The organism is Staphylococcus gallinarum, from assembly GCF_029774255.1.
GTDB classification, from domain to species: domain Bacteria; phylum Bacillota; class Bacilli; order Staphylococcales; family Staphylococcaceae; genus Staphylococcus; species Staphylococcus gallinarum.
This window is the reverse complement of record NZ_CP069082.1, coordinates 1,558,159-1,581,905: the sequence shown is the minus strand read 5'-3', so window position 1 is coordinate 1,581,905 and position 23,747 is coordinate 1,558,159. Positions and strand designations below refer to the sequence as shown.

General features: G+C 31.9%; 23 protein-coding genes. 19 read left to right on the top strand and 4 right to left on the bottom strand.

Translation table 11 applies throughout. The annotated features are described in order from the left end of the window. Positions 1–231: 231 nt before the first annotated feature. On the bottom strand, positions 232–747 hold the full coding sequence (gene msrA, locus JN168_RS07470; protein ID WP_042738755.1) for a peptide-methionine (S)-S-oxide reductase MsrA: 516 nt from the start codon (positions 745–747) through the stop codon (positions 232–234). Positions 748–885: 138 nt separating this feature from the next. On the opposite strand from msrA, the gene JN168_RS07465 reads away from it, so the two are divergent. Then, complete coding sequence (locus JN168_RS07465) at positions 886–1,866, top strand: LCP family protein (RefSeq protein WP_042738754.1); 981 nt, start codon at positions 886–888, stop codon at positions 1,864–1,866. A gap of 79 nt (positions 1,867–1,945) precedes the next feature. On the opposite strand, the gene JN168_RS07460 is transcribed toward JN168_RS07465, so the two are convergent. Then, on the bottom strand, positions 1,946–2,131 hold the full coding sequence (locus JN168_RS07460) for a 2-hydroxymuconate tautomerase (protein ID WP_042738753.1): 186 nt from the start codon (positions 2,129–2,131) through the stop codon (positions 1,946–1,948). Between the two features lie 160 nt (positions 2,132–2,291). On the opposite strand from JN168_RS07460, the gene JN168_RS07455 reads away from it, so the two are divergent. The 3 genes from JN168_RS07455 to JN168_RS07445 all read left to right on the top strand — a co-directional run bounded on the left by JN168_RS07455 (position 2,292) and on the right by JN168_RS07445 (position 5,118). Continuing rightward, a complete protein-coding gene (locus JN168_RS07455; protein WP_042739030.1) occupies positions 2,292–3,554 on the top strand; it encodes a Y-family DNA polymerase in 1,263 nt (420 codons plus the stop codon). Between the two features lie 89 nt (positions 3,555–3,643). Beyond that, on the top strand, positions 3,644–4,096 hold the full coding sequence (locus JN168_RS07450) for a MarR family winged helix-turn-helix transcriptional regulator (protein WP_042738752.1): 453 nt from the start codon (positions 3,644–3,646) through the stop codon (positions 4,094–4,096). Beyond that, positions 4,093–5,118, top strand: coding sequence for a threonine aldolase family protein (locus JN168_RS07445; protein WP_279525732.1), 1,026 nt, complete (start codon positions 4,093–4,095; stop codon positions 5,116–5,118). The genes JN168_RS07450 and JN168_RS07445 overlap by 4 nt, the downstream gene beginning before the upstream one ends. A gap of 93 nt (positions 5,119–5,211) precedes the next feature. On the opposite strand, the gene JN168_RS07440 is transcribed toward JN168_RS07445, so the two are convergent. Next, positions 5,212–6,303, bottom strand: coding sequence for a prephenate dehydrogenase (locus JN168_RS07440; RefSeq protein WP_042738750.1), 1,092 nt, complete (start codon positions 6,301–6,303; stop codon positions 5,212–5,214). Positions 6,304–6,484: 181 nt separating this feature from the next. On the opposite strand from JN168_RS07440, the gene JN168_RS07435 reads away from it, so the two are divergent. From JN168_RS07435 to JN168_RS07365, 15 genes are all read left to right on the top strand, one after another. Then, the gene (locus JN168_RS07435; RefSeq protein WP_042738749.1) at positions 6,485–7,417 is read left to right on the top strand and encodes a D-2-hydroxyacid dehydrogenase; all 933 of its coding nucleotides are present in this window, start codon (positions 6,485–6,487) and stop codon (positions 7,415–7,417) included. Positions 7,418–7,599: 182 nt separating this feature from the next. Further along, positions 7,600–8,418 (top strand): squalene/phytoene synthase family protein, encoded by an 819-nt coding sequence (locus JN168_RS07430; RefSeq protein WP_042738748.1) that lies wholly within the window; start codon positions 7,600–7,602, stop codon positions 8,416–8,418. A gap of 272 nt (positions 8,419–8,690) precedes the next feature. Continuing rightward, the gene (locus tag JN168_RS07425; protein ID WP_232154984.1) at positions 8,691–8,996 is read left to right on the top strand and encodes an SdpI family protein; all 306 of its coding nucleotides are present in this window, start codon (positions 8,691–8,693) and stop codon (positions 8,994–8,996) included. A gap of 28 nt (positions 8,997–9,024) precedes the next feature. Next, complete coding sequence (locus JN168_RS07420; protein ID WP_042738746.1) at positions 9,025–10,053, top strand: M42 family metallopeptidase; 1,029 nt, start codon at positions 9,025–9,027, stop codon at positions 10,051–10,053. 296 nt (positions 10,054–10,349) lie between these two features. Further along, complete coding sequence (locus JN168_RS07415) at positions 10,350–11,072, top strand: hypothetical protein (protein WP_279525731.1); 723 nt, start codon at positions 10,350–10,352, stop codon at positions 11,070–11,072. 558 nt (positions 11,073–11,630) lie between these two features. Next, the gene (locus JN168_RS07410) at positions 11,631–13,037 is read left to right on the top strand and encodes an anthranilate synthase component I (protein ID WP_042738744.1); all 1,407 of its coding nucleotides are present in this window, start codon (positions 11,631–11,633) and stop codon (positions 13,035–13,037) included. Beyond that, positions 13,034–13,630 carry an anthranilate synthase component II gene (locus tag JN168_RS07405; protein ID WP_042738743.1) on the top strand — a complete coding sequence of 199 codons (597 nt, stop codon included), beginning with the start codon at positions 13,034–13,036 and terminating at the stop codon, positions 13,628–13,630. Before JN168_RS07410 ends, JN168_RS07405 begins: the two co-directional genes overlap by 4 nt. Continuing rightward, positions 13,599–14,615 carry an anthranilate phosphoribosyltransferase gene (gene trpD, locus JN168_RS07400; RefSeq protein ID WP_279525730.1) on the top strand — a complete coding sequence of 339 codons (1,017 nt, stop codon included), beginning with the start codon at positions 13,599–13,601 and terminating at the stop codon, positions 14,613–14,615. The genes JN168_RS07405 and trpD overlap by 32 nt, the downstream gene beginning before the upstream one ends. After that, complete coding sequence (gene trpC / locus JN168_RS07395) at positions 14,599–15,381, top strand: indole-3-glycerol phosphate synthase TrpC (RefSeq protein WP_042738741.1); 783 nt, start codon at positions 14,599–14,601, stop codon at positions 15,379–15,381. The genes trpD and trpC overlap by 17 nt, the downstream gene beginning before the upstream one ends. Then, complete coding sequence (locus JN168_RS07390) at positions 15,381–16,019, top strand: phosphoribosylanthranilate isomerase (protein WP_279525729.1); 639 nt, start codon at positions 15,381–15,383, stop codon at positions 16,017–16,019. The genes trpC and JN168_RS07390 overlap by 1 nt, the downstream gene beginning before the upstream one ends. Next, the gene (gene trpB, locus JN168_RS07385) at positions 16,012–17,226 is read left to right on the top strand and encodes a tryptophan synthase subunit beta (protein ID WP_042738739.1); all 1,215 of its coding nucleotides are present in this window, start codon (positions 16,012–16,014) and stop codon (positions 17,224–17,226) included. The genes JN168_RS07390 and trpB overlap by 8 nt, the downstream gene beginning before the upstream one ends. Continuing rightward, entirely contained in the window at positions 17,219–17,947 is a 729-nt protein-coding gene (trpA, locus tag JN168_RS07380; protein WP_232138670.1) for a tryptophan synthase subunit alpha, read from the top strand. The genes trpB and trpA overlap by 8 nt, the downstream gene beginning before the upstream one ends. Positions 17,948–18,067: 120 nt before the next feature. Continuing rightward, positions 18,068–18,727 carry a type 1 glutamine amidotransferase domain-containing protein gene (locus tag JN168_RS07375; RefSeq protein WP_042738737.1) on the top strand — a complete coding sequence of 220 codons (660 nt, stop codon included), beginning with the start codon at positions 18,068–18,070 and terminating at the stop codon, positions 18,725–18,727. A gap of 297 nt (positions 18,728–19,024) precedes the next feature. Further along, complete coding sequence (locus JN168_RS07370; RefSeq protein ID WP_107528020.1) at positions 19,025–20,287, top strand: aminoacyltransferase; 1,263 nt, start codon at positions 19,025–19,027, stop codon at positions 20,285–20,287. Positions 20,288–20,317: 30 nt separating this feature from the next. Continuing rightward, positions 20,318–21,577, top strand: a complete 1,260-nt coding sequence (locus JN168_RS07365; RefSeq protein ID WP_107528019.1) for an aminoacyltransferase — start codon at positions 20,318–20,320, stop codon at positions 21,575–21,577. A 413-nt stretch (positions 21,578–21,990) separates the two neighbouring features. Here the strand turns inward: JN168_RS07365 and JN168_RS07360 are convergent, their stop codons facing one another. After that, positions 21,991–22,512, bottom strand: coding sequence for a DUF308 domain-containing protein (locus tag JN168_RS07360; protein WP_042738734.1), 522 nt, complete (start codon positions 22,510–22,512; stop codon positions 21,991–21,993). Between the last annotated feature and the right edge of the window lie 1,235 nt (positions 22,513–23,747).

Genomic DNA, 23,747 nt, shown 5'->3' with positions numbered 1-23,747 from the left:
CTTAGAAAGAATCGTTTTAGATTATAATAATAAAGCGCATCGATTGAAATATTAAATTTTAATCGGTGCGCTTATTTGATAAAGGGATAAGCCACAGTCGTATAATTTAATAAGAATATATACCAAATTATCGAGGTGTCTTATGTATTTCACATGTTTTTGGGTATTACTTGAATGGATTGTAGTACAGTTTATTCAAATTGTGAGTGTTGATGCCATATCAACAACAGACTAAACATCACTACTATTTTTATATTGATTGCGATCAGCTTGTTCCTTAGCATAGCGTTCAGGATTCTTTTTATAAAAATCTTGATGTTCTTCCTCAGCTTTATAGAATTCTGAAGCGGGTAAGATTTGTGTGGCAATCGCTTTGTCTTTATCGATTGTATGCTTTAACTTTTCTACATAATCTTCAGCTAATTCCTTTTGATCATTATTTGTATAGAAAATAGCTGTCTGATATTGTGCGCCTCTATCTTGGAATTGGCCACCAGCATCTGTTGGATCAATTACAGAAAAGAATATTTCCAATAATTTATTATACGAAAATAATGCGACATCATATTCGATTTCAACAGTTTCTAGATGCCCAGTTTCGCCAGTCTTCACTTGTTCATATGTTGGATTGTCGACATGACCTCCCATATAACCAGAGGTTACTTTTTCAATGCCTTCAAATGTATCAAATGGTTTGACCATGCACCAAAAGCAACCTCCGGCGAAGTATGCTTTGTTTATATTCATGATTAACATCCTTTCTGTATTGGACTTTAGTACCATTTATTAAGTTTTTTCTTGATTTTTATACACTTTTTATATAAGTTAGTATATATTAATTATAGTACATAAATGTGCAATTTTGAAGATATAAGGTTGATACTAATGAGTGAAGACAAACAAAGCAACAATGAATTTACAGAAAAAAGAACGACCGACAGTTCTATGAGAAGAGTAAAAAAGAAGAGAATTAGAAAGTTTCCGTTTATTATTTTGATTTTCGTCGTAATCTTAGCTATTATTATTGGCTATTGTGTACATGGTTATCATTCAGGAATAGACTATGCCAAAGACCATGGCAAGACACTCAAAGCACATAAATTTAATGGTGCTTCTAAAAATGATGGCAAGATTACAATTATGGTACTGGGTGCAGATAAAGAGCAAGGTGGTATTTCACGAACAGACTCTATTATGATTGCGCAGTATGATTATATTCATAAGAAAATGAAAATGATGTCCGTTATGCGTGATATATATGCAGATATTCCAGGTAGTGGGCAACACAAAATAAATTCAGCTTATTCAATTGGTGGTCCTGAATTACTGAGACAGACATTGAAGAAGAATTTAGATATTGATCCTGAATATTACGCAATCTTAGACTTTACTGGATTTGAGAAAATGATTGATGAACTTGAACCTGATGGTGTCCCAATTGATGTTGAAAAGGATATGTCAGCAAATATCGGCGTATCTCTAAAAAAAGGTAATCATCGACTAAATGGTAAAGAGTTATTAGGATATGCGCGATTTAGACATGACGCTGAAGGTGACTTTGGACGTGTGAGAAGACAACAACAAGTTATGCAATCACTGAAGAAGGAATTAGTGAGTCTAGATACATTACCTAAATTACCAAAAGTGGCTGGTATTTTAAGAGGATATTTGAATACCAATATGCCAGATTCAGCATTGATACAAACTGCGTTAAACTTTGGTATTCGTGGTGATAAGAATATAGATTCTGTTACATTACCAATTAAAGGTACTTACCAAGATTTACAGACACCAACAGATGGTAGTGCTTTACAAATTGATAAAGCTAAGAACAAAGAAGAAGTTAAAAAGTTTTTAAATGAATAAATAATAATAAAGAAGCGTTCACTTTAGGAGTGAGCGCTTCTTTATTGTATTACCATTGTTATGTTTAGTCATAGATACTTTATTGATCTGATTTTCTTACGCCTGCAACACCGTAATGTGCAGGATTCATTTCTTCAATCACTACTTGGATTGCTTCTTTATTTGCACCTGTTGTTTTTTCAACTGCCTGAGTTACTTCAGAAACAAGTGCTTTGAGTTGCTCATCTGAACGACCTTCTAATAATTTTACATTGACGATTGGCATTGCAATTCCTCCTACTTAACTATAATTGACGCATTCATTATAGCATGAAAATTCCCAAAAGTTAGAAATTTTATTCTAGCAGAACGTTTGTTCGTTAATTGTTGAAAGAGAACATTTGTTCGTATATAATATTTTTATGAAGGGGGCATTCATTATGGATATGTATGATTATAATCTAGTGGAAGAAAGAGATGTGCTATGTATAGATCAAAAGAGCTTTTTTGCAAGTGTGTCTTGCATACAGAAGGGACTAGATCCAAAAGAAGTTAAACTTGCAGTCGTAGCTGATACTAAACGTCAAGGTTCTGTTGTATTAGCAGCTACAGGACCTTTAAAGGAATTGGGAATCAAGACTGGATCTAGGTTGTTTGAAATACCACATAGAAATGACATATATATTATTAACCCAAGTATGCGCAAATATTTAGAAGTATCGATAGCAATCTCTAAGGTTGCTTTACGTTATGTTGCACCTGAAGATTTGCACCAATATAGCGTGGATGAATTTTTCATGGATGTTACAGATAGCTATCATAGGTTTAGCACGACCTTACATTCATTTTGTGAAAGATTACAGTATGAGATAAAGGAAGAGACAGGGATTGATTGTAGTATTGGTATCGGATCTAATATGTTGTTGAGTAAGGTAGCCATGGATATTGAAGCGAAACATAGTCCGAAAATGATAGCAGAGTGGCGTTATCATGATGTTCCTCAAAAGTTATGGCCAATTAAACCATTGAGTAAATTTTGGGGAATTAGTAAGCGTACAGAAGCCAAATTAAATAAGAGAGGGATTTTCTCTATTGGTGATTTAGCTAACTACCCATATCCATACTTAAAGAGGGATTTAGGTATTATCGGCGTAGATTTACATTTACATGCGAATGGTATAGATCAAAGTAAAGTGAGAGATAAGTATGAAGTGATGAATCCCTCTATTTGTAAAAGCCAAATATTGATGAGAGATTACCGATATGAAGAAACAAAGGTTGTGATGCGTGAACTTATAGAGGATGTAGCAAGTCGTGTTAGAGCAAGGAATAAATTAGCAAAGACTATCCATTTTTCATTTGGTTACAGTGATGAAGGAGGTATTAGTAAACAATATACTTTGGATAACCCGACCAATCTAGATGATCAAATATTTCAAGTTATTGAGCATTTTGCAGATAAATTATGTGATCGTTCAGCATTATATCGTACATTGAGCGTCTCATTAACACAGTTTGTCAACGAGAGGGAGAGACAACTGAATTTATTTATCGATGAATATGAAAGAAAGCGCAAGGAACGTTTAGCTAAAGCAATTGATGAATTACAAAGAAAGTATGGTAGAGGCATAGTGTCTCGAGCTGTATCGTATACTGCAGCAGGGACAAAGAATGGAAGATTAGGATTAATGGCTGGACATAAGATGTAGCAAACACATACCTTTTATATAGTTGACAAACTCAACTTATTAATCTACGCTACAATTAGTTGACAAAGTAAACTAATGAGGTGTTGAATTTGAGTGTACAGAAAATAAGAAAGTTTAATCGCTACTATACAAGAATCTTAGGTATATTTGATAAGAAAGTATTTAATTTAAACTATTCTATGATAGAGATGAGAATATTAGGAGAAATTAGTAGGAATAGTGGTATAACAGCTAATACATTAACAACCTATTTAGATATAGATAAAAGCTATTTAAGCAGGATTCTTGATAAACTATTAACTGCTGACTATATATATCGTGAAAAGGATTCAGAAGATAGTAGAAAATTGCATATTTATCTAACAGCAGAAGGGCAAAAGCTTAATGAATATGTAGAAACTGCATCAAATAAAAAGGTGGAAAAGTTAATCGCTGATATTTCACCAGGTGAAGTTAAAGCATTAGAAGAAGCAATGGAAACTATTGAAAACATATTAGGTCAAGTGGTTAGTCCGGATATAGAAGGAGAGACTCATAAATGATTTCATTTGAAAATGACTATCTAGAAGGTGCACATGAAAAAGTGTTAGCGCGACTGATTGAAACTAATATGGTTCAAGAGTCAGGCTATGGTACTGATTCATATACAAAGCAAGCTCAAGAACGTATTAAAGAAGTGATAGGCTTACCAACAGCAGAAGTACAATTATTAACAGGTGGAACACAGACTAATCAAATCGTTATAGATACTATGTTAGAACCATATCAAGGTGTACTTGCAGCAGATACAGGACATATCAGTACTCATGAAGCGGGAGCGATTGAATTTACGGGTAAAAAAGTAATAACGCTTCCTTCAAGTAACGGAAAGTTATCCGCCGAATCAGTAAAGGACTATATAGAAGTATTTTATAACGATGCTAACCATGACCATATGGTATTTCCAGGCATGGTTTATATCTCATTTCCAACTGAGTATGGAACATTGTATTCAAAGCAAGAATTAGAGCAACTATCTGCGGTTTGTAAAGCGTATCAAATACCACTATTTATAGACGGGGCACGGTTAGGCTATGGATTGGCAAGTGATTACTCAGATGTAACAATAGCAGACATCGCACAATTAAGTGATGTTTTTTATATTGGAGGTACAAAGATAGGGGCGCTTTGTGGTGAAGCGGTTGTCTTTACTTCAAATAATATGCCAAAGCATTTTGTAACACGTATTAAGCAACATGGCGCTCTATTAGCAAAGGGTAGATTATTAGGTGTGCAATTTTTAGAATTGTTCACGGATAATTTGTATTTTGAAATTAGTCAACATGCTATAAAAATGGCTCAAAAATTAAGAACATCATTTGTAAAAAAAGGTTATCAACTGTATATAGACTCATCAACAAACCAACAATTTTTTATTGTACATAACGATAAATTAAAAGAACTACAAACAAAAATAAAATTTTCGATATGGGAACAATATGATGCAACACATACAATCATACGCTTTGTGATGAGCTGGGCAACAACCGAAGAAAATATTGCGAAGATAGATGCATTGATTTAAAACCATTAGTGAACAAAACAAAACCCAACATTCCCCTAAAAATGGGAGTGTTGGGTTTTTGATGTAAATTACACAAAATATCGCAATGAAAATCTAGTCGAAATAAGTATCAAAATCACTTAGTACTTCAGCACCGTGTTTGCGATCTTCAGGGTTTTTAAAACTAATACGCAAAGCTCCATAAATATCTTCACGGACTTCTAATATTCTAAGGTTACTTATAGAAATATTATGTAAACTTAAGATGTGAGTTACTTTGCTAATCATACCTGGTTTATCCGGAATATCTACATATAGATCATACTCGACAGACAGCGCACCTTGTGATTTAAGGGGTAATTCATCACGATATACTTTAGCGTCATTAAAGAAATCATGTAAGTCTTTAGGGTTATTATGTTCTATTAAATCAATCACATCAGCCATTTGATGTTTCCATTCTCGTAATAACTTTAAAATTGTGTCTTTGTTCTCTAATGTGATGTCACGCCACATGACAGGGTTACTACTAGCGATTCGAGTAATATCTCTAAAACCACCAGCTGCCAATGTTTTAACTAAGGATGAATCTTTAACGTGTTCAGCATTAAGATGTACTAAACTAGATGCGATGATATGTGGTACATGACTCACGATACCAGTAACAAAATCATGCTCTTCAGCAGTTGTTGAAATAAATTTAGCATCAGTTGTTTTCAATAGCTCTTGTATAATTTCAAATGCATCATCATTTGCTGATTCATTATGTACTAAAATATAGAATGCATTTTCGAATAAATGTTTTTTTGCGTTAAGAACTCCCGATTTATGACTTCCAGCCATAGGGTGGCCACCAACTAAATGAATATCGTGCTTTAATAAATAACTTTCGTACTGCTGTATTGTAGATTTTGTACTACCCGTATCAGAAACGATGACATGCTTTTTGATATGATAGTTAGGTAATTCTTGAAGATATTTAATTGTTTGTTGAACTGGTGTGGCATAAATAATAATATCTGCATTTTCGACACAAGCCTGATAATCTGTAGATTTATAATCGATAATGCCGATAGAATGTGCCTTTTCTAGTTGTGATGCATCAGCATCAAATGCTGTAATTTCAATATCATCATGATAATATCGAAGATTGCTAGCTAAACTTCCGCCAATTAAACCTAATCCGACGAAAAGAATTTGTTTCATAAAGCGAATCACCTCTATCAAAATTTTCAGAATAGTAATATTGTATAGTAGCAAGTATTAATAAGCAACATCAATCAGTATATTTAGTCGATACAGTGAAGGGAATATTAATGAAGAATAAAAATTTAAATGTATAATTATAGAAGGTATGATTTGGTACAGTTAACAAAGGAGAATAATAATGAAGATTCAAAATATATTAATAGCTGGTGATTATCAAGCAGCATTTCATGAATATCTACCAAAATTAAAAAATTATAATTTATTATTTAAGCAATTACAGGAGATAGATAATAATGATTTAATATGGGCAGATGTATATGTAGGTTTTAGCCCTAGTCAAAGCTTTCAACCGCAGCAAGTTTCGTGGGTACATACGTTCAATGCTGGTGTAAATAATTATTTACAATTAAAGGGTTGGTTTGAATCAGGAACACTTTTAACGAGAACAGTAACAGATTTCGGACAAAAAATGGCAGAATATTGTCTCAGTTACATGCTTAAAGAAGCACAACATCACGAAATATTAGAGAAACAGCAAAGAAATAAACAATGGTCTGTTGTCACTCCTAAACCATTAAAGGAAATTACAGTAACTCTATTTGGAACAGGGGAAATTGGTAAGAAAATAGCGGAAATTTTTTCGTTATTAGGTATTACAGTATACGGTATTTCGTATAGTGGCGAGCAAAAAAGTGAATTTAAAGCTGTGACAACAGTAGCACAATCTAGTCAATATGTAGAAAAATCAGATTACATAATTAGCACGTTGCCTTTAACACAAGAAACAAATCAGTTATTTAATAGCACTATTTTTAAAACGTTTAATAAAGCAGTCTTTATTAATGTAGGCAGGGGACAAGTTGTCAATACTGAGGACTTAATACAAGCACTAGAAAATAATACTGTTCGCCATGCTATATTAGATGTTGTGGATGAAGAACCTTTACCGACCAATTCTGTTCTGTGGGATAGAAGTGATATAACTATCACACCACACATATCAGCGTTGACAGATATTGATGATGCAGTTGCATGCTTTTATGAGACATTGCAAAATATAGAAAATAAAAATCATCTTAATAATAAAGTTGATTTTCAAAAAGGGTATTGATCACTAGGATAATACAAAAAATATAAATGATAATTTTTTAATGTTGCAAACCTTATTTATTGTAAATTATAGAATAAATATTGTTTATAGATAATTGAAGGCTATAAATTGAATTTGCCTTGGAATAATGTTTTATTTTGCCATTATGTGATAGTATTTTAAAAAAGGGAGGTAACAAGAAAATGACAGAAAAGAATTTCCCAAAGGATGCAATGCGAGTTCTGAAAGAAACGAGCCGTACATTCTATATACCGATTACTTTTTTAGATAAAGAAATCAAACATACAGTTGCATCGGCTTATTTGGTAATGCGTGCAATTGATGAAATTGAAGATCATGAAGAAATCGATAATGATTTGAAATATGATTTATTAATGCAAGTCAGTGATTTGTTAAAGAAACCATTTAATGAGACCGAATATCTTAATATTTTAGAACCTGTTCTAGATGATATGCCTGAAGTTACCCGTCGTTTAGGTGATTGGTTGGAGGCTTGTCCAGATAAGACATTAACAGTTGTTAAGTCATCTACGAGTGAGATGGCATATGGTATGGCGAAGTGGGCTAAGGCAAACTGGGAAATCCATACACGAGAAGATTTGGATGATTATACATATTATGTTGCTGGATTAGTAGGTGTCATGTTGTCAGAAATTTGGGACATTTGTGCCGGTGTTAAGACTGACCGTGATTTAGCAATTGGCTTTGGTCGAGGTCTACAAGCCGTGAATATCTTGCGTAATGAAGATGAAGACTTAGAAGAACGTGGTGTGAGCTTTAAACCAGATGGTTGGACGCGTGATGATTTATTTAAATATGCTGAAGAAAATCTAGCTAAAGCAGATGAATATAAAAAGGATATCAATAAAAAGACGATATTATTATTCTGTCGACTACCTCTAGCGCTTGCATATAAAAGTTTAAAAGCAATGAAAAATGGACGTGAGAAAATATCGCGCCAAGAAGTTGAAGAAACAGTGGAAGAAATTCAAAAAGATTAAATCGAATAAACACTTAAGAATGTATTAAGGTAACAAGTTTAGTCATATATTTAAGTAATTTATATTTGGAATGATACATGTTTAATAGATACTTTTATATGATTATTGAAATTGCACTAATAAACACTCAACATTTAGTGTTCGAGACATATAGTTTATAAAATGCCAACCCAAGATTAAATCATCACTTGGGTTGGCTATCTTTGTGTTAATTTATCTAAGGGAGGATAAGTAGCAATATGCTTTTGCTAACTTTCATAGTAGCGCATCATTTGATCATACGAAATTTCAAGAAGAATGTGCAGCAAAATTTAATAGCTAAACCCAATTTACTAATGGGCTATCGCAGTTTTAAATCATTGAAAAATGATAAAAGTTGGCAATTTGCACAACAAATGTTTTTAAAATATTCAGAACAGGTAAACAAAGTAGGGGTTGTATTAGGCGTCTTAGCGTTACTTTGGGATATCGCAACGTGGTTAACACCAAGTTCACTAATTATTCAAGTTTTACTATTTTTTGTAGGTATATTATATATAATTATAAGAACGGAAATAAAAATAACTAAAAGTTATTAATTAAATCAACATAAGTGAGGTAGTACATATGGAAGCTATTTTTAAAACAATTAAAGAACTTACAGAGATTAATAGTCCATCAGGCCATACTACACGTGCGATAGAGTATGTACAGCAACACGCACAGAAATTAGGTTTTGATACGGAAATCACTAACAAAGGTGCATTATTAATCACAGTTAATGGTCAAAACGATGCACAGTATAAATGTATAACTGCACATGTTGATACATTAGGTGCAATGGTAAAAGAAATCAAAGAAGATGGGCGATTAGCTTTAACATTAATCGGAGGATTTCATTATAATGCGATCGAAGGTGAATACTGTGAAATAGAAACAGCAGCAGGTCAAATCTATAGTGGCACAATCTGTATGCATGAAACGAGTGTACATGTATATCGTGATAATCATCAACTACCACGGGATATAGAACATATGGAAGTACGTTTAGATGAAAAGGTAATGAGCAAAGCAGATACAGAAAGTTTAGGGATTGAGGTCGGTGACTTTATCAGTTTCGATCCTAGGACACAAATAACAGAATCTGGATTTATTAAATCGCGTCATTTAGATGATAAAGCAAGTGTTGCAATGATTATTGAATTATTGAAGGATATCAAACATAATCAATTAACATTACCACAAACGACACAATTTTATATTTCTAATAATGAGGAAATTGGTTATGGTGCAAATGCATCAATATCACCTAAAGTTGTTGAATATATTGCTTTAGATATGGGAGCGCTAGGCGATGGCCAAGCATCCGACGAATACACAGTTTCAATTTGTGCTAAAGACGGTTCAGGACCATATCATAAAGCCTTAAAGGAACAACTCGTTAGCCTCTGCAAAATTAATAAAATACCATATAAAATTGATATTTATCCATATTATAGTTCCGATGCATCAGCAGCGCTCAAAGCTGGTGCAGATGTACGACATGGTTTATTTGGTGCTGGTATAGAATCATCACACGCACTTGAAAGAACACACATCGACTCATTAAATGCCACTGCAGCATTACTAAAGGCATATTGTCTTACAGCTTTATAAGTCAATTTAATATCTTTATAAATACTCCTGAAAGTAGAACCAAAAACTCACTTTTAGGGGTGTTTTTGTGTTTGACAATATCAATTTATGTAATTGGAAAATCTATTATCGTATTAAAATTTAGTAACACAAAAAAATGTATTAACACAATCAATTTTAATATATAATTAAAACGTAAGAAAGTTAAAAGATATAAATTTATATTGTTTGAAATATTCAAGAGATGTAAAGAAAATGCATCCTAGAATGAATGATGACGAATAATATAAAATTTAATAACAGAAAAGGAGACAATGATGAAAAAAGTTGTAGAAATATTATTAATGTTTACAATTGTACTGGCAGGTTGTGGCTTTAGTTCTAAAAAAGAAGGTAAACCATTAGCATTATCAAAACTTGGAACTGGGGAACATATTTTATACATATCTCATCAATCGTCGAAAGAAATTAATAAAGATAATGAAATAACTCAAATTATACAAGTTAAAGATGGCAAAATGAAAGGATATAATTTAGAAGAATCGACAACGAACTTAAAAGAATTGTCTAAAAAAGATGATAAAGAAGTGGTGAAATGGGCTGCGAAACAGGATAAACATAACTTTGATAAAGAATATAGCTCTAGAGAAGATACATTAAAATCATTGATTTCTTATGAAAAAAAGGGCAGTTCAGATTATAAGAAATACAATGAAGAATTAAAGGATTTAAGAACAATAAAGTATGTAAAACCAAAGTTTCATAAGTTTAATATTGAAACTACGCTGAAAAATGGAAAGCATCAAGAAACAATGATTGACCTACCGAGTTTAGTTAGTGTATCAATAAATGATATGAAAGAATATAAAGAAGACCTAGAAAATATGGGAATGCTTAATGTTAATCGTAAATTGTCAACGAAGAAAATAGGTAATTCAAGATTTTCGGGAGTACAAGAACATTATGGTAAACATGAACGAGACAATACTAATGTCATTATAAAATTAGATAAAGATCAATCCAAAGTTAGTTTTTACTAAATTAGTAGATGCTTAATATATATAACAGGATATTAATTTTCAAAAAAAAGATGATTACTGTTGACAAATAACTGAGATGCTCGTATTATTCTAGTTAATTACTTTTTGCAACTTTGGTTGCCATTTGAAAGTATGAGTAACATATATGATTCGTAGTACACAGAAAGCTAATGGTTGATGAAAATTAGCACGGCATATATTGTGAATTGGGCTTTTGAATGTATAATATTATATTTTTTAAGTGAACAAATGAAATTGTTAACTAAGGTGGCACCACGGTAACGCGTCCTTACAGAATGCGTTATTGTGGTGTCTTTTTATATTCAAAATTATGGAAAACAAAATGTAGTAGGTTATGAATGAGTAGTTTCAGAAAGTTAGTGGTCGATGCAAACTAACACTCACATAAACTGAAATTGGGTTTTGTTGGATTTAAAATTTAATAACTTAAGAGTGAGTAGAGATTTTTTTCTACTAAATTTAGGTGGTACCGCGCGACAGCGTCCTTGACATAATTTGAGTTAAGGGTGCTGTTTTTTTATTAGGAGGTAAGTTGAAATGAAAATATATTATGAAAAATTAAATGCTGAAGTAACACCGGAAGCATTAGCGAGATTAAGAAAGCAAAAAATTGTCCTTGAAAGTTCGGATCAATCACAATTAAAGGGACGTTATTCCATTGTGATATTTGATACGTATGGATCCGTAACATTAGATAACGAAACTTTAGAAGTTGTAACGAATGAACAACAAAAAATAATTAATGATAACCCTTATCAAGCATTGAAAGTGTTGGTCAACGACTATAAAGCGGAAATCGATGATAGTGAATTAGCAGCTCTACCATTTATATCAGGGTTTGTAGGATCATGTAGTTTTGATTTAGTTAGACATGAGTTTCCTGTTTTAAAACAAATTGAATTGGAAGATCATCCACAGCATGATGCTAAATTTCATATGGTAGAAGATGTTTATGTGTTTGACCACTATAAAGAGCAATTGTTTATTATCGCAACTAATTTATTTTCAAATCAAGCAGAATCTGAATTGAAACAGCGTGTTCAAGATAGAATTAACGAATTAAAGCATATTACGATTTATCCTGAATATAAAGCGCATGATTTAAGTAATAAGCAGATTGAAGCTAATATGACACAGTCAGAATTTGAAGAAACGGTTAGTGCTATGAAGTCTTTAATACAGCAGGGTGATATGTTCCAAGTCGTACCCTCTATTATTTATAGTTATCGTCATCAATTTGGCAATCATCTAAAGCAATTAGCTTATCAATTGTATCAAAATTTAAAACGTCAAAATCCAAGTCCATATATGTATTATCTCAATATGGATGAGCCTATCGTTGTGGGTAGTTCACCAGAAAGCTTTGTTAAGGTGAAAGGTGATACAGTTGTGACAAATCCAATAGCAGGCACAATTAAGCGTGGTAAGAATGAAGCTGAAGATATTGAAAATGAAAAATTACTAAAAAATGATGAAAAAGAGTTAAGCGAGCACAGTATGCTAGTTGATTTAGGAAGAAATGATATTCATAGAATTAGTACGACGGGAACTTCAAAAATTGAAAAACTAATGGCAATTGAGCGATATGAACACGTTATTCATATTGTCAGTGAAGTGACGGGTAAATTAAACGACGATTACTCACCGATGTCAGTCATTGCAAGTTTATTACCTACTGGAACAGTTTCGGGTGCACCGAAGTTAAGAGCAATTCAACGTATTTATGAAGCGCAACCACATAAACGCGGTATTTATAGTGGAGGTATAGGTTATATCAATTGTAATCATGATTTAGATTTTGCTTTAGCAATACGTACAATGATGATAGACGATACACATGTTAATGTACAAGCAGGTTGTGGCGTTGTATATGATTCTATTCCAGAAAAAGAATATGAAGAAACAAGATTGAAAGCTAAAAGTTTATTGGAGGTATCACCATGATTCTTATAGTTGATAATTATGATTCGTTTACTTATAACTTAGTAGATATGATTGCTAAACAAGAAGAAGTTATAGTGAAATATCCAGATGATCCTGATATATATGATTTGAATGTCGATGGTGTATTAATTTCGCCAGGACCTGGACATCCGTTAGATACAAAGGATTTAATGACAATCATTGAACATTATAAAGATAAACCAATATTAGGCGTTTGTTTAGGCTCGCAAGCTTTAACAGCATATTATGGTGGAGATGTAATACAAGCTGATAGCATTAAGCACGGAAAAACAGATCAAATGAAAGTAATCAAAGATACACCATTATATCAAAATATGCCAGAATATTCTGAAATAATGCGATATCACTCGTTGATTAGTAATCCTAAAACATTTCCTAATTGTTTAACAATAACTGCAGAAACCGTGGATTGTATTCAATCATTTGAACATCAAAGTGAATTACATTTTGGTATTCAGTATCACCCTGAATCATTTGCCACAGAATATGGTGAAACAATAATCAAAAACTTTATTGAAATAGTAAGGGAGGCAAAAGACAATGCAATTACAAACAAAGTTAAATCAATATAAACCATTAAATCAAGAAGATATGAATGAATTTATTTCCAGTCTAATCAACACAGATTTAACTGATAGTGAAAAGGTGAAATTATTAGAGACATTTTCAGAAAAGGAAATTACTCAAGATGAGTTAACTTATATTTCAAAAAGTTTAATTCATTCAATGTATGATCAACAACCTACCTATAGCGATAGTATGTGCGTTTGTGGTACAGGTGGAGATAAGTCAAATAGCTTTAACATCTCAACTACTGTTTCATTTGTAGTTGCTAGCGCTGGTGTCCCTGTAATTAAACATGGAAATAAAAGCGTAACATCTGCCTCTGGAAGTACAGATCTATTAAATGCGATGAATATCAAGACGAGAACAGTTGAGGAAACACCTGAACAACTTCAAGATAAAGGGTTAGTGTTTTTAAGTGCAACAGAAACGTATCCAATTATGAAGCATATCCAACCTGTTAGAAAACAAATTAGTACGCCAACAATATTTAATATTACTGGTCCATTAATTAATCCATTTAAATTGGATTATCAAGTGATGGGCGTTTATGAAACATCCAAATTAGAAAAAATTGCGCATACCCTTGCAGATTTAGGGAGAAAAAGAGCAATCGTAATGCATGGTGCAAATGGTATGGATGAAGCAACGCTTTCAGGAGACAATATTATTTATGAGGTAACTGAAACAGGAGACGTGATCAATTATACGTTAAATGCAACAGATGTCGGACTACAAAGTGCGAACAATGAGACCTTAGTTGGTGGCAGTCCACAAGATAACTTAGAAATTACAAAAAATATTTTGACTGGTAGCGATCAAACAGCAAAAAGAGATGTTGTTGTGTTGAACGCTGGTATAGCACTTTACGTTGCTGAGAAAGCTGAAAGTATCAAAGATGGAGTAGAAAAAGCGCAAACATTGATTAATGAGGGTAAAGCATTAGAACAGTACAATAAAATGGGAGGCAAAACGTATGACTATATTAGATGAAATCGTAGAGTATAAAAAGGACCTGATAAAGGTAGGATATTATGAAGAAAAACTAGAATCATTATCAAAAATTGATGTTTCCCATAAACCTACATTAGAGTCACAGTTAGCACAATCAAATGATTTAGCTGTTATAGCAGAAATCAAGTCGAAAAGTCCGTCTCTAGATAAATTACCGGAGAGGAATTTAACACAACAAGTAAAGGATTATGAACAATATGGTGCGAATGCTGTATCAGTATTAACTGATGAACGTTATTTTTCAGGAAGCTATGAAAGGCTACAAGAGTTAACTGTTGAAACCAATTTACCTGTATTATGCAAAGATTTTGTAGTAGATCGCATACAAATCGATGTGGCCAAACAAGCAGGTGCTTCGATAATATTATTAATCGTCAATGTGCTTACTGATGAAGCATTGCGTGATTTATATGATTATGCAACATCATTAGGTCTAGAAGCCTTGATAGAAGTTCATGACAGACAAGAATTAGCACGTGCTTATAAGTTGGATCCTAAAATTATTGGAGTGAATAATCGAGATTTAAGACGTTTTGTTACAGATGTCCTGCATACAAATGAAATATTACAAGATAAAAAATCAGGATATTTCTATATTTCAGAAAGTGGTATTCATGACAAACAAGATGTTGAAAATATTGTTGATTCAGGTATCGATGGCTTGTTGATTGGAGAATCTTTGATGAAAAGTGATAAATTAAATGAATTTTTGCCAAGCTTAAAATTAGATAAGGTGAAGTCATAATGAAACTAAAATTCTGTGGCTTTAAAACATTAGATGATGTTGAAAAGGCGAAAAATTTAAATATTGATGCAATTGGTTTTATACATTATCCAAAGAGTAAACGTTTTGTAGATGTACAAACCATTAATCAATTCACCCAACTCATTCCCGACGATAAAGAGAAAGTGGTTATTGTGGTCAACCCTAGCAAAACTACTATATCTGACTTAATAACGCATACTGGTATTACAACCATTCAATTACACGGAGATGAAACTTTAGCCACAATAAATTATATAAAGCAAATTGCACCACAACTAAAAATTATAAAGGCATTACCTGCAAAAGATTTAGCAACATTGCAACAATCTATTATTCATTATCAACAAAGTGTTGATTTGTTTATTATCGATACACCATCTGAAGATTTTGGTGGCACTGGAAAAGTTTATGATTGGTCGATACTTAAATCATTAACCGATATTGAATTTTTAATTGCTGGTGGTATTAATTTGGAAAATATAAAAAAAATCGAACAACTTAATTTGAATCATGTGGGTTATGACATTGCAAGTGGAATTGAAACTGATGGGGTTAAAGATAGTGAGAAAATGTATGGAATCATTGAATATGTGAAAGGAGTACAACAAAATGGTTAAAAAAATACAAACAGAAGCAGATGAATTTGGATTTTTTGGAGCATATGGTGGTCAATATGTACCAGAAACATTGATGCCTGCAATTCAAGAATTAAAAAAGGCTTATAAAGAGGCGCAAGCAGATCCAGCCTTTCAACAAGAATTAGATAACTATTTAAAGGACTATGTAGGCCGTAGTACCCCTTTAACATATGCAGCATCGTATACTGAACAACTTGGTGGCGCAAAGATTTATTTAAAAAGAGAAGATTTAAATCATACAGGTGCGCATAAAATAAACAACGCTTTGGGGCAGGCATTATTGGCTAAACGCATGGGGAAAAATAAATTAGTTGCCGAAACTGGAGCAGGTCAACACGGTGTTGCGAGTGCAACTGTTGCAGCATTGTTTGATATGGAACTCGTAGTCTTTATGGGTGAAGAAGACATAAAACGACAATCTTTAAACGTCTTTCGAATGGAATTACTTGGTGCCAAAGTTGAACCTGTTACTGAAGGTCAAGGCACTTTATCAGATGCTGTCAACAAAGCATTACAATATTGGGTCAGTCATGTAGAAGATACGCATTATTTATTAGGATCAGCTTTAGGACCTGATCCATTTCCAACTATGGTTAGAGACTTTCAAAGTGTGATTGGATCAGAAATAAAAATGCAAATTCTTGAAAAGGAAGGGCGTTTACCCGATGCAGTTGTAGCGTGTGTTGGCGGAGGATCTAATGCGATTGGTACATTTTATCCATTTATCAATGATGCTGTGAAATTATATGGTGTAGAGGCTGCAGGTGAAGGTATTGATAGTGATAAGCATGCGTTAGCTATCAACAAAGGTAAAGAAGGGGTATTACATGGTACTAAAATGTATTTAATACAAGATGATCATGGCCAGATTCAGTTAGCCCACTCTATATCAGCTGGTTTAGATTATCCAGGCGTTGGACCAGAACACTCATATTATCATGATATTGGGCGTGTGACTTATGAAACTGCGAGTGATAAACAAGCAATGGATGCACTTGTTTCATTTACTAAGGCTGAAGGTATTATACCAGCTATTGAAAGTGCCCATGCACTAAGCTATGTAGAATCATTAGCTCCAAAGATGAGTAAAGATGAAATTCTTGTAGTTACTGTATCAGGACGTGGAGATAAAGATATGGAAACGATAAGGAATTATATGCAACAAGGCGGTGACAATAATGAGTAAACTATTTATTCCTTATATAATGGGAAACAAAAGTTTTATTGAAAATATGAAAACTTTAAGTGCTGCTGGTGCAGATATTATAGAAGTAGGTGTGCCATTCTCTGATCCTGTTGCTGATGGACCCGTGATTATGGATGCAGGAAGCAAGGCGATTGAAGAAGGTGTAAACATTCAATATATATTGGATGAATTAAAATCTCATCAAGCTGACATTGAGAGTGATTATGTATTGATGACTTATTATAATATAATAAATTTTTATGGAGAAGATGCTTTCTTTACAGCATGTGAAGATGCAGGCGTGTATGGATTAATAATACCTGATTTGCCATTTGAATTATTAGAACAACTAAAGGAGCGCCATCCACAACGTAAGCTTCATATCATTTCATTAATTGCTATGACGACTTCTGAAGAACGAATTGAGCAAATTGCTAAACAAGCAGAAGGTTTTATCTATACCGTTACCATGAATGCCACTACAGGGGAAAATGGTAAGTTTCATCCACAACTAAAGTCAAAAATTAAGCAAATTAAAGAAATTTCGAGTGTACCAGTAGTAGCAGGATTTGGTATTAGAACGCCTGATCATGTGAAAGATATTATTGAAGCTTCTGATGGTGTCGTTATCGGTAGTGAGATTGTTAGACGTTTTAGCGAAGATAACCACGATACAACTACAGATTATTTAAATTCAATTCGTCAAGCACTTGATAGTTAAAATAAATGTAGTAAGAAATGCATACTCTTTATTTAGTACGGGTAAAATATTAAAGGAAGAAATGAGTTTAAAATAAAGATTTAGAAACTACTCATATTACTAATGAAGAGGTGACTTATTTTGAGTAAAAAAGTCTTATTTATATTAACGAGCAGAAGTCAATATGATGATGGTACACCAACAGGTTTATGGTTAGAAGAAGCTAGTGAACCATATAATATTTTAACAGAAGCAGGCATTGATGTAGATATTGTGTCTATTCAAGGTGGAGCAGTACCATTAGATCCCAATTCAACACAAAATGATGAGTTAACTCAATATGATAACTTTGTTAATGCTATAAAAGATGTGCCAAGTATTGAAACAGTTGATGTCCAAAATTACGATGCTGTCTATTTACCGGGCGGTCATGGTACAGTTTTTGACTATGCGCACAATCAAAAATTAGCATCTATATTAGCTGACTTTAAATCTGATGGCAAAGTCATTTCATCTGTATGTCACGGTCCAAGTGCATTTGTCGGTGCCAAAGATAACGATGGCAACTTTTTAGTCCAAGGCGTTACGCTAACATCATTTACTGATGATGAAGAACGTGCAATGGGATTAGACGACAAAGTGCCATTCTTGACACAAACAGAGCTAGAGAATCAAGGGGCTAAATTTATTGTTAAAGATAATTTTGTTGAACATGTTGAAACAGATGGACAATTTATCACTGGTCAAAACCCACAATCTAGTGTTGAGATAGGTAAAACTTTGCGTGATGCATTAAAATAAATTAAAATAGAAGCAAAGCTTAATTACTGTATTAAGTAGTATAAAACTGGAGAACTTTATGTTTTCCAGTTTTTGTACTTTACGGTAACTAGTTCTTATTTTTAATACATTTTGAAAGAATAGATAGTGATTAAGTGTAAAATATTATTTTATTTAAAGAAAACGTTATAAAATGCATTAAATCAACATCGTTGAACATAGGTATTGATTTTGTTTTATAAATGAATATTGTATAATAATAAAGATTGAAGATTATAATATTAGAAATAGAATCATAGACATTTAGGAGTATATAAAATGAAATTTACTAATTTGACTGCAAAAGAATTCGGGACATTTACAGATAGTATGCCTAATAGCCATTTCACTCAAATGGTGGGGAACTATGAATTAAAAATTGCAGAAGGTACAGAAACACATTTAGTAGGTATAAAAAATAATGAAAATGAAGTTATTGCAGCATGTTTATTAACTGCTGTACCTGTAATGAAATACTTTAAATATTTTTATACTAACCGTGGACCGGTAATAGATTTTGAAAATAAAGAACTTGTGCATTACTTCTTTAATGAATTATCAAAATATGTAAAGAAACATCGTGCGCTTTATTTAAGAGTTGATCCATATTTACCTTACCAATATCGAAATCATGATGGTGATGTATTAGAGAATGCAGGGCATGATTGGATCTTCGATAAGATGAAGCATTTAGGTTATAAACACCAAGGTTTCTTAACTGGTTTTGATCCAGTCGTTCAAATAAGATTTCACTCAGTATTAGATTTAAAGGATAAGACTGATAAGGATGTCCTAAAAGACATGGATGGTTTACGTAAGCGAAACACTAAAAAAGTTCAAAAAAATGGTGTTAAAGTACGTTTCTTAGGTGAAGATGAATTGCCAATCTTTAGAGCATTTATGGAAGATACGTCTGAAACTAAAGCTTTCGAAGATAGAGACGATAGTTTCTATTATAATCGTTTGAAATATTATAAAAATCGTGTGCTGGTACCGTTGGCATATATGGATTTTGATGAATATATCGAAGAACTTACTGCTGAACGTGAAGTTTTAAGTAAAGATATCAACAAAGCTTTAAAAGATATAGAAAAACGTCCAGAAAATAAAAAAGCTTATAACAAAAGAGATAATTTAGAAAAACAACTTATTGCAAATCAACAGAAAATTGATGAAGCAAAAGCATTACAAGAGCAACATGGTAATGAGTTACCAATATCTGCAGCATTCTTCATTATCAACCCTTATGAAGTTGTCTACTATGCCGGTGGTACATCAAATGAGTTTAGACATTTTGCTGGAAGTTATGCAGTGCAATGGACTATGATAAACTATGCATTAGACAATAATATAGACCGCTATAATTTTTATGGCATTAGTGGTGACTTTACAGAAGATGCAGAGGATGCAGGCGTAGTTAAATTTAAAAAAGGTTTCAATGCAGATGTAATTGAATACGTTGGTGATTTTATCAAACCAATTAACAAACCAGCATATAAAATATATACAGCACTTAAAAAATTAAAAGATATAAAGAAGTAAACATAAATTATAGAAGGGAACTAAGCTAGAATGAAATTTACAGAGTTAACTGTCAAAGAATATGACAATTTTGTACAGAATCCAGCATTAGAAAGTCATTACTTTCAAGTGAAAGAAAATATTGCGACGAGAGAAGAAGATGGATTTCAAGTTGTATTATTAGGCTTAAAAGATGACGATAATCAAGTTATTGCTGCTAGTCTTTTCTCTAAAATTCCCACAATGGGTAGCTATGTTTATTATTCAAACCGTGGTCCGGTCATGGATTATAACGATTTAGGTTTAGTGGATTTCTATTTACGTGAATTAGATACATATTTACAACAAAACAATTGTTTATATGTGAAAATGGATCCGTATTGGATTTATAATGTCTATGATAAAGATATTAATCCTTTACCAGAATATAATGAAAATGACGCATTGGTTAATCTGTTTAAATCACATGGCTATACGCATCATGGCTTCACTACAAAATACGATACTTCAAGCCAAGTGAGATGGATGGGTGTACTAAACCTTGAAAATGAAACGCCTGCTAGTTTGAAAAAGCAATTTGATAGCCAAAGAAAGCGTAATATTAATAAAGCGATTAATTATGGCGTAAAGGTACGTATGTTATCACGTGACGAGTTCGGTATATTCTTGGATTTATATAGAGAAACAGAAGAACGTACTGGATTTGTATCGAAAACAGATGAATATTTCTATAATTTTATTGATAATTATGGCGACAAAGCATTGGTGCCGTTAGCGTATATTGATTTAGATGAATATATTAATAGCACTCAAGAAGCCATTAATGATAAGGAATCACGTAGAGATCAAATCATGCAAAAAGAAAATAAAAATGATAAGCAGTTAAAGAAAATTGCTGAACTAGATAAACAAATTGAACATGACAAGAAAGAATTGTTACAAGCAAGTGAATTACGTCAAACAGACGGTTCGATATTAAACCTAGCATCTGGTGTTTACTTTGCAAATGCTTATGAAGTTAACTATTTCTCTGGTGGATCATCAACGAAATATAATCAATATATGGGACCTTATATGATGCATTGGTTTATGATGAATTATTGTTTTGAACATGGGTATGCGCGTTATAATTTCTATGGATTATCAGGTGATTTCACTGAAAATAGTGAGGATTACGGTGTATATAGATTTAAACGAGGTTTTAATGTACAAATTGAAGAGTTGATTGGTGACTTCTATAAGCCGATTAAGAAGACGAAATATTGGCTGTTTAATACATTAAATAATGTACGTAAAAAAGTGAAAAAATAGCAAAAATAAAACAGCAACCTGATTATGTATGAGCAAAATTCAGGTTGCTGTCTTTCATTTTTAAATGAAAATATTAGTTATATTAGGATGGCAATCTAATATAACAAGTATACTAAATTGTGTGGAATAATCTTAGTTGTTGATACTCGATGTCTTCCACATTTTTAGTATATCAATCGAAATATTATATTGCAATATCATTACATTATAATATTTTTATAGTAAAATTTATTTTTATATTTTTTGTTTTTGCAATGAAATGGCTCGATTATTGTGTATGATTAGTTCTAACAAATTTGCTAACGAAATAGTGTCATTATAACTACCGAACTATCTTTAAAAAAGCGTTTATTGAAATACATTTATTTCAATAAACGCTTTTGTCTTACAATGTGGTTTTTAAAATTAATTTATTATGATAATGCGATAATAATTTGTGAGATACCTATAATCACAAATACGAACGCAAGTACAAATGATACTAGCACAGCTGCAATTATAGGGTTAAATAATAAAAGTATCCCCAAAATTATTTCTAAAATATTAATAAAAATAGAAATCGTGTGTAATAAACGATTAGATCTCTCGAGCTGTGTAACTGTAAATATAGCTAAAACTGCATGAATAATAAACCAAACAGCAAATAGATAAATGATAAATGTAGTACTCGTAACAATATTAAGCATAATGACAATACCGATAATAATATTAATAACAGCAGTTAGCATTATGAATACTGAATTTTGATTTGTATGTTTCCTCATATTAAAGCTCATCACAAGCTCCATAAAGCCATTGATTATAAATAATAGTCCAATTAGCCAAGTAATAACGAAGAGATTTTCTTGAGGAAAACTCATGATAAAAACTGCTATAATCAGGAAAATCACACCAACAACTAAACTTGGCCATTTGATTCGATTGTTTTGACTCATTTTAGTCACTCCTAAGTTAATAATAATAACAGTATAAACATATATAATGTAAATGCAACCATAAAATATAAATAACCATAAATATGTTATGTAAACCTACAGTAGTTGATTTTTAGCTTAAAACCAATTAACTAAGGATTGTTTCATCATGTTATTTATATATCATAAAAATGACAGCTGTATATGAATGTATCTAGCAGCATGTTGCGTGTTCGATATTATGACGCTGAGATTGCAATTTCTGAGCATCGAAAATTAATTTTACGTGTCATTGTACGTTGAATGTAATCTAGAATCACTTACACATGATGAGCAATAATGCATTTGGTTGTCTGAGTATTATGAATATAATTAAATCTTAAAAATTAGAATGTTGTGGCGTAAAATTTTTAAGATTGCGAGTTAATTCGCAATATATGGATTAAGATCGTTGTAAGTTTATAAGGACGATAAATCGTTCAGTAATAATAAGCAACATGTATGAGCAGTTATAAACGTTTAATATATTAAACATGAAATCACACCAAATATAACTAATGAACAGTTAAAGTCATTGATTCATATGGCATATTTTGAAATTTTGTTTTTAGTTTACATAATATATATTATAGGAAGTTATGTGTAGTGATTGAAAAGTGCGCATTATAACCCTATTTCATCTATCATACTGTTAATTTGCATCAACGTCTTTCATATCATTCATTAGTAGATTTCAATTTTTAAAATTATAGATAATCCTGTTCATTAATTATTGGTTGTTTTCTATAGTTGAAATTATGTTATTATTTAAGACTTGATTTCATTTACTAAATCCAATAAATATAATTTAGCTTGCTAATGCTTATAAATCTAATTCATCACATTTTATAAATTCAAATTCGAGTCATTTAACTAATAAAATTATTCATATTATTTAATTTGTTGATAATTCTAATCAGAATCTTGTTCAAGCTTATTCTTTTAAGACATTTTTCTCTAAAGTCAAAATGCTATTCAATTCCATATGTTTGTATTTGAACAATCCTGTAAATTTTGAATAATAAATCACTAGCATCTAAGTTAACCTGCTTTAAGCAAGTATATTTTATTGATTGTCCTATATTTAACTATTATTTTGCATTCAGTAATAGTTAAAGTTTTGATATACATTTATCTCCTATGATTGTGAGTTTGTACTTATTAATGTAGTTATTATCATTGGTTTGTTAGATTTTACATATTTTCTGCAAAAAGTG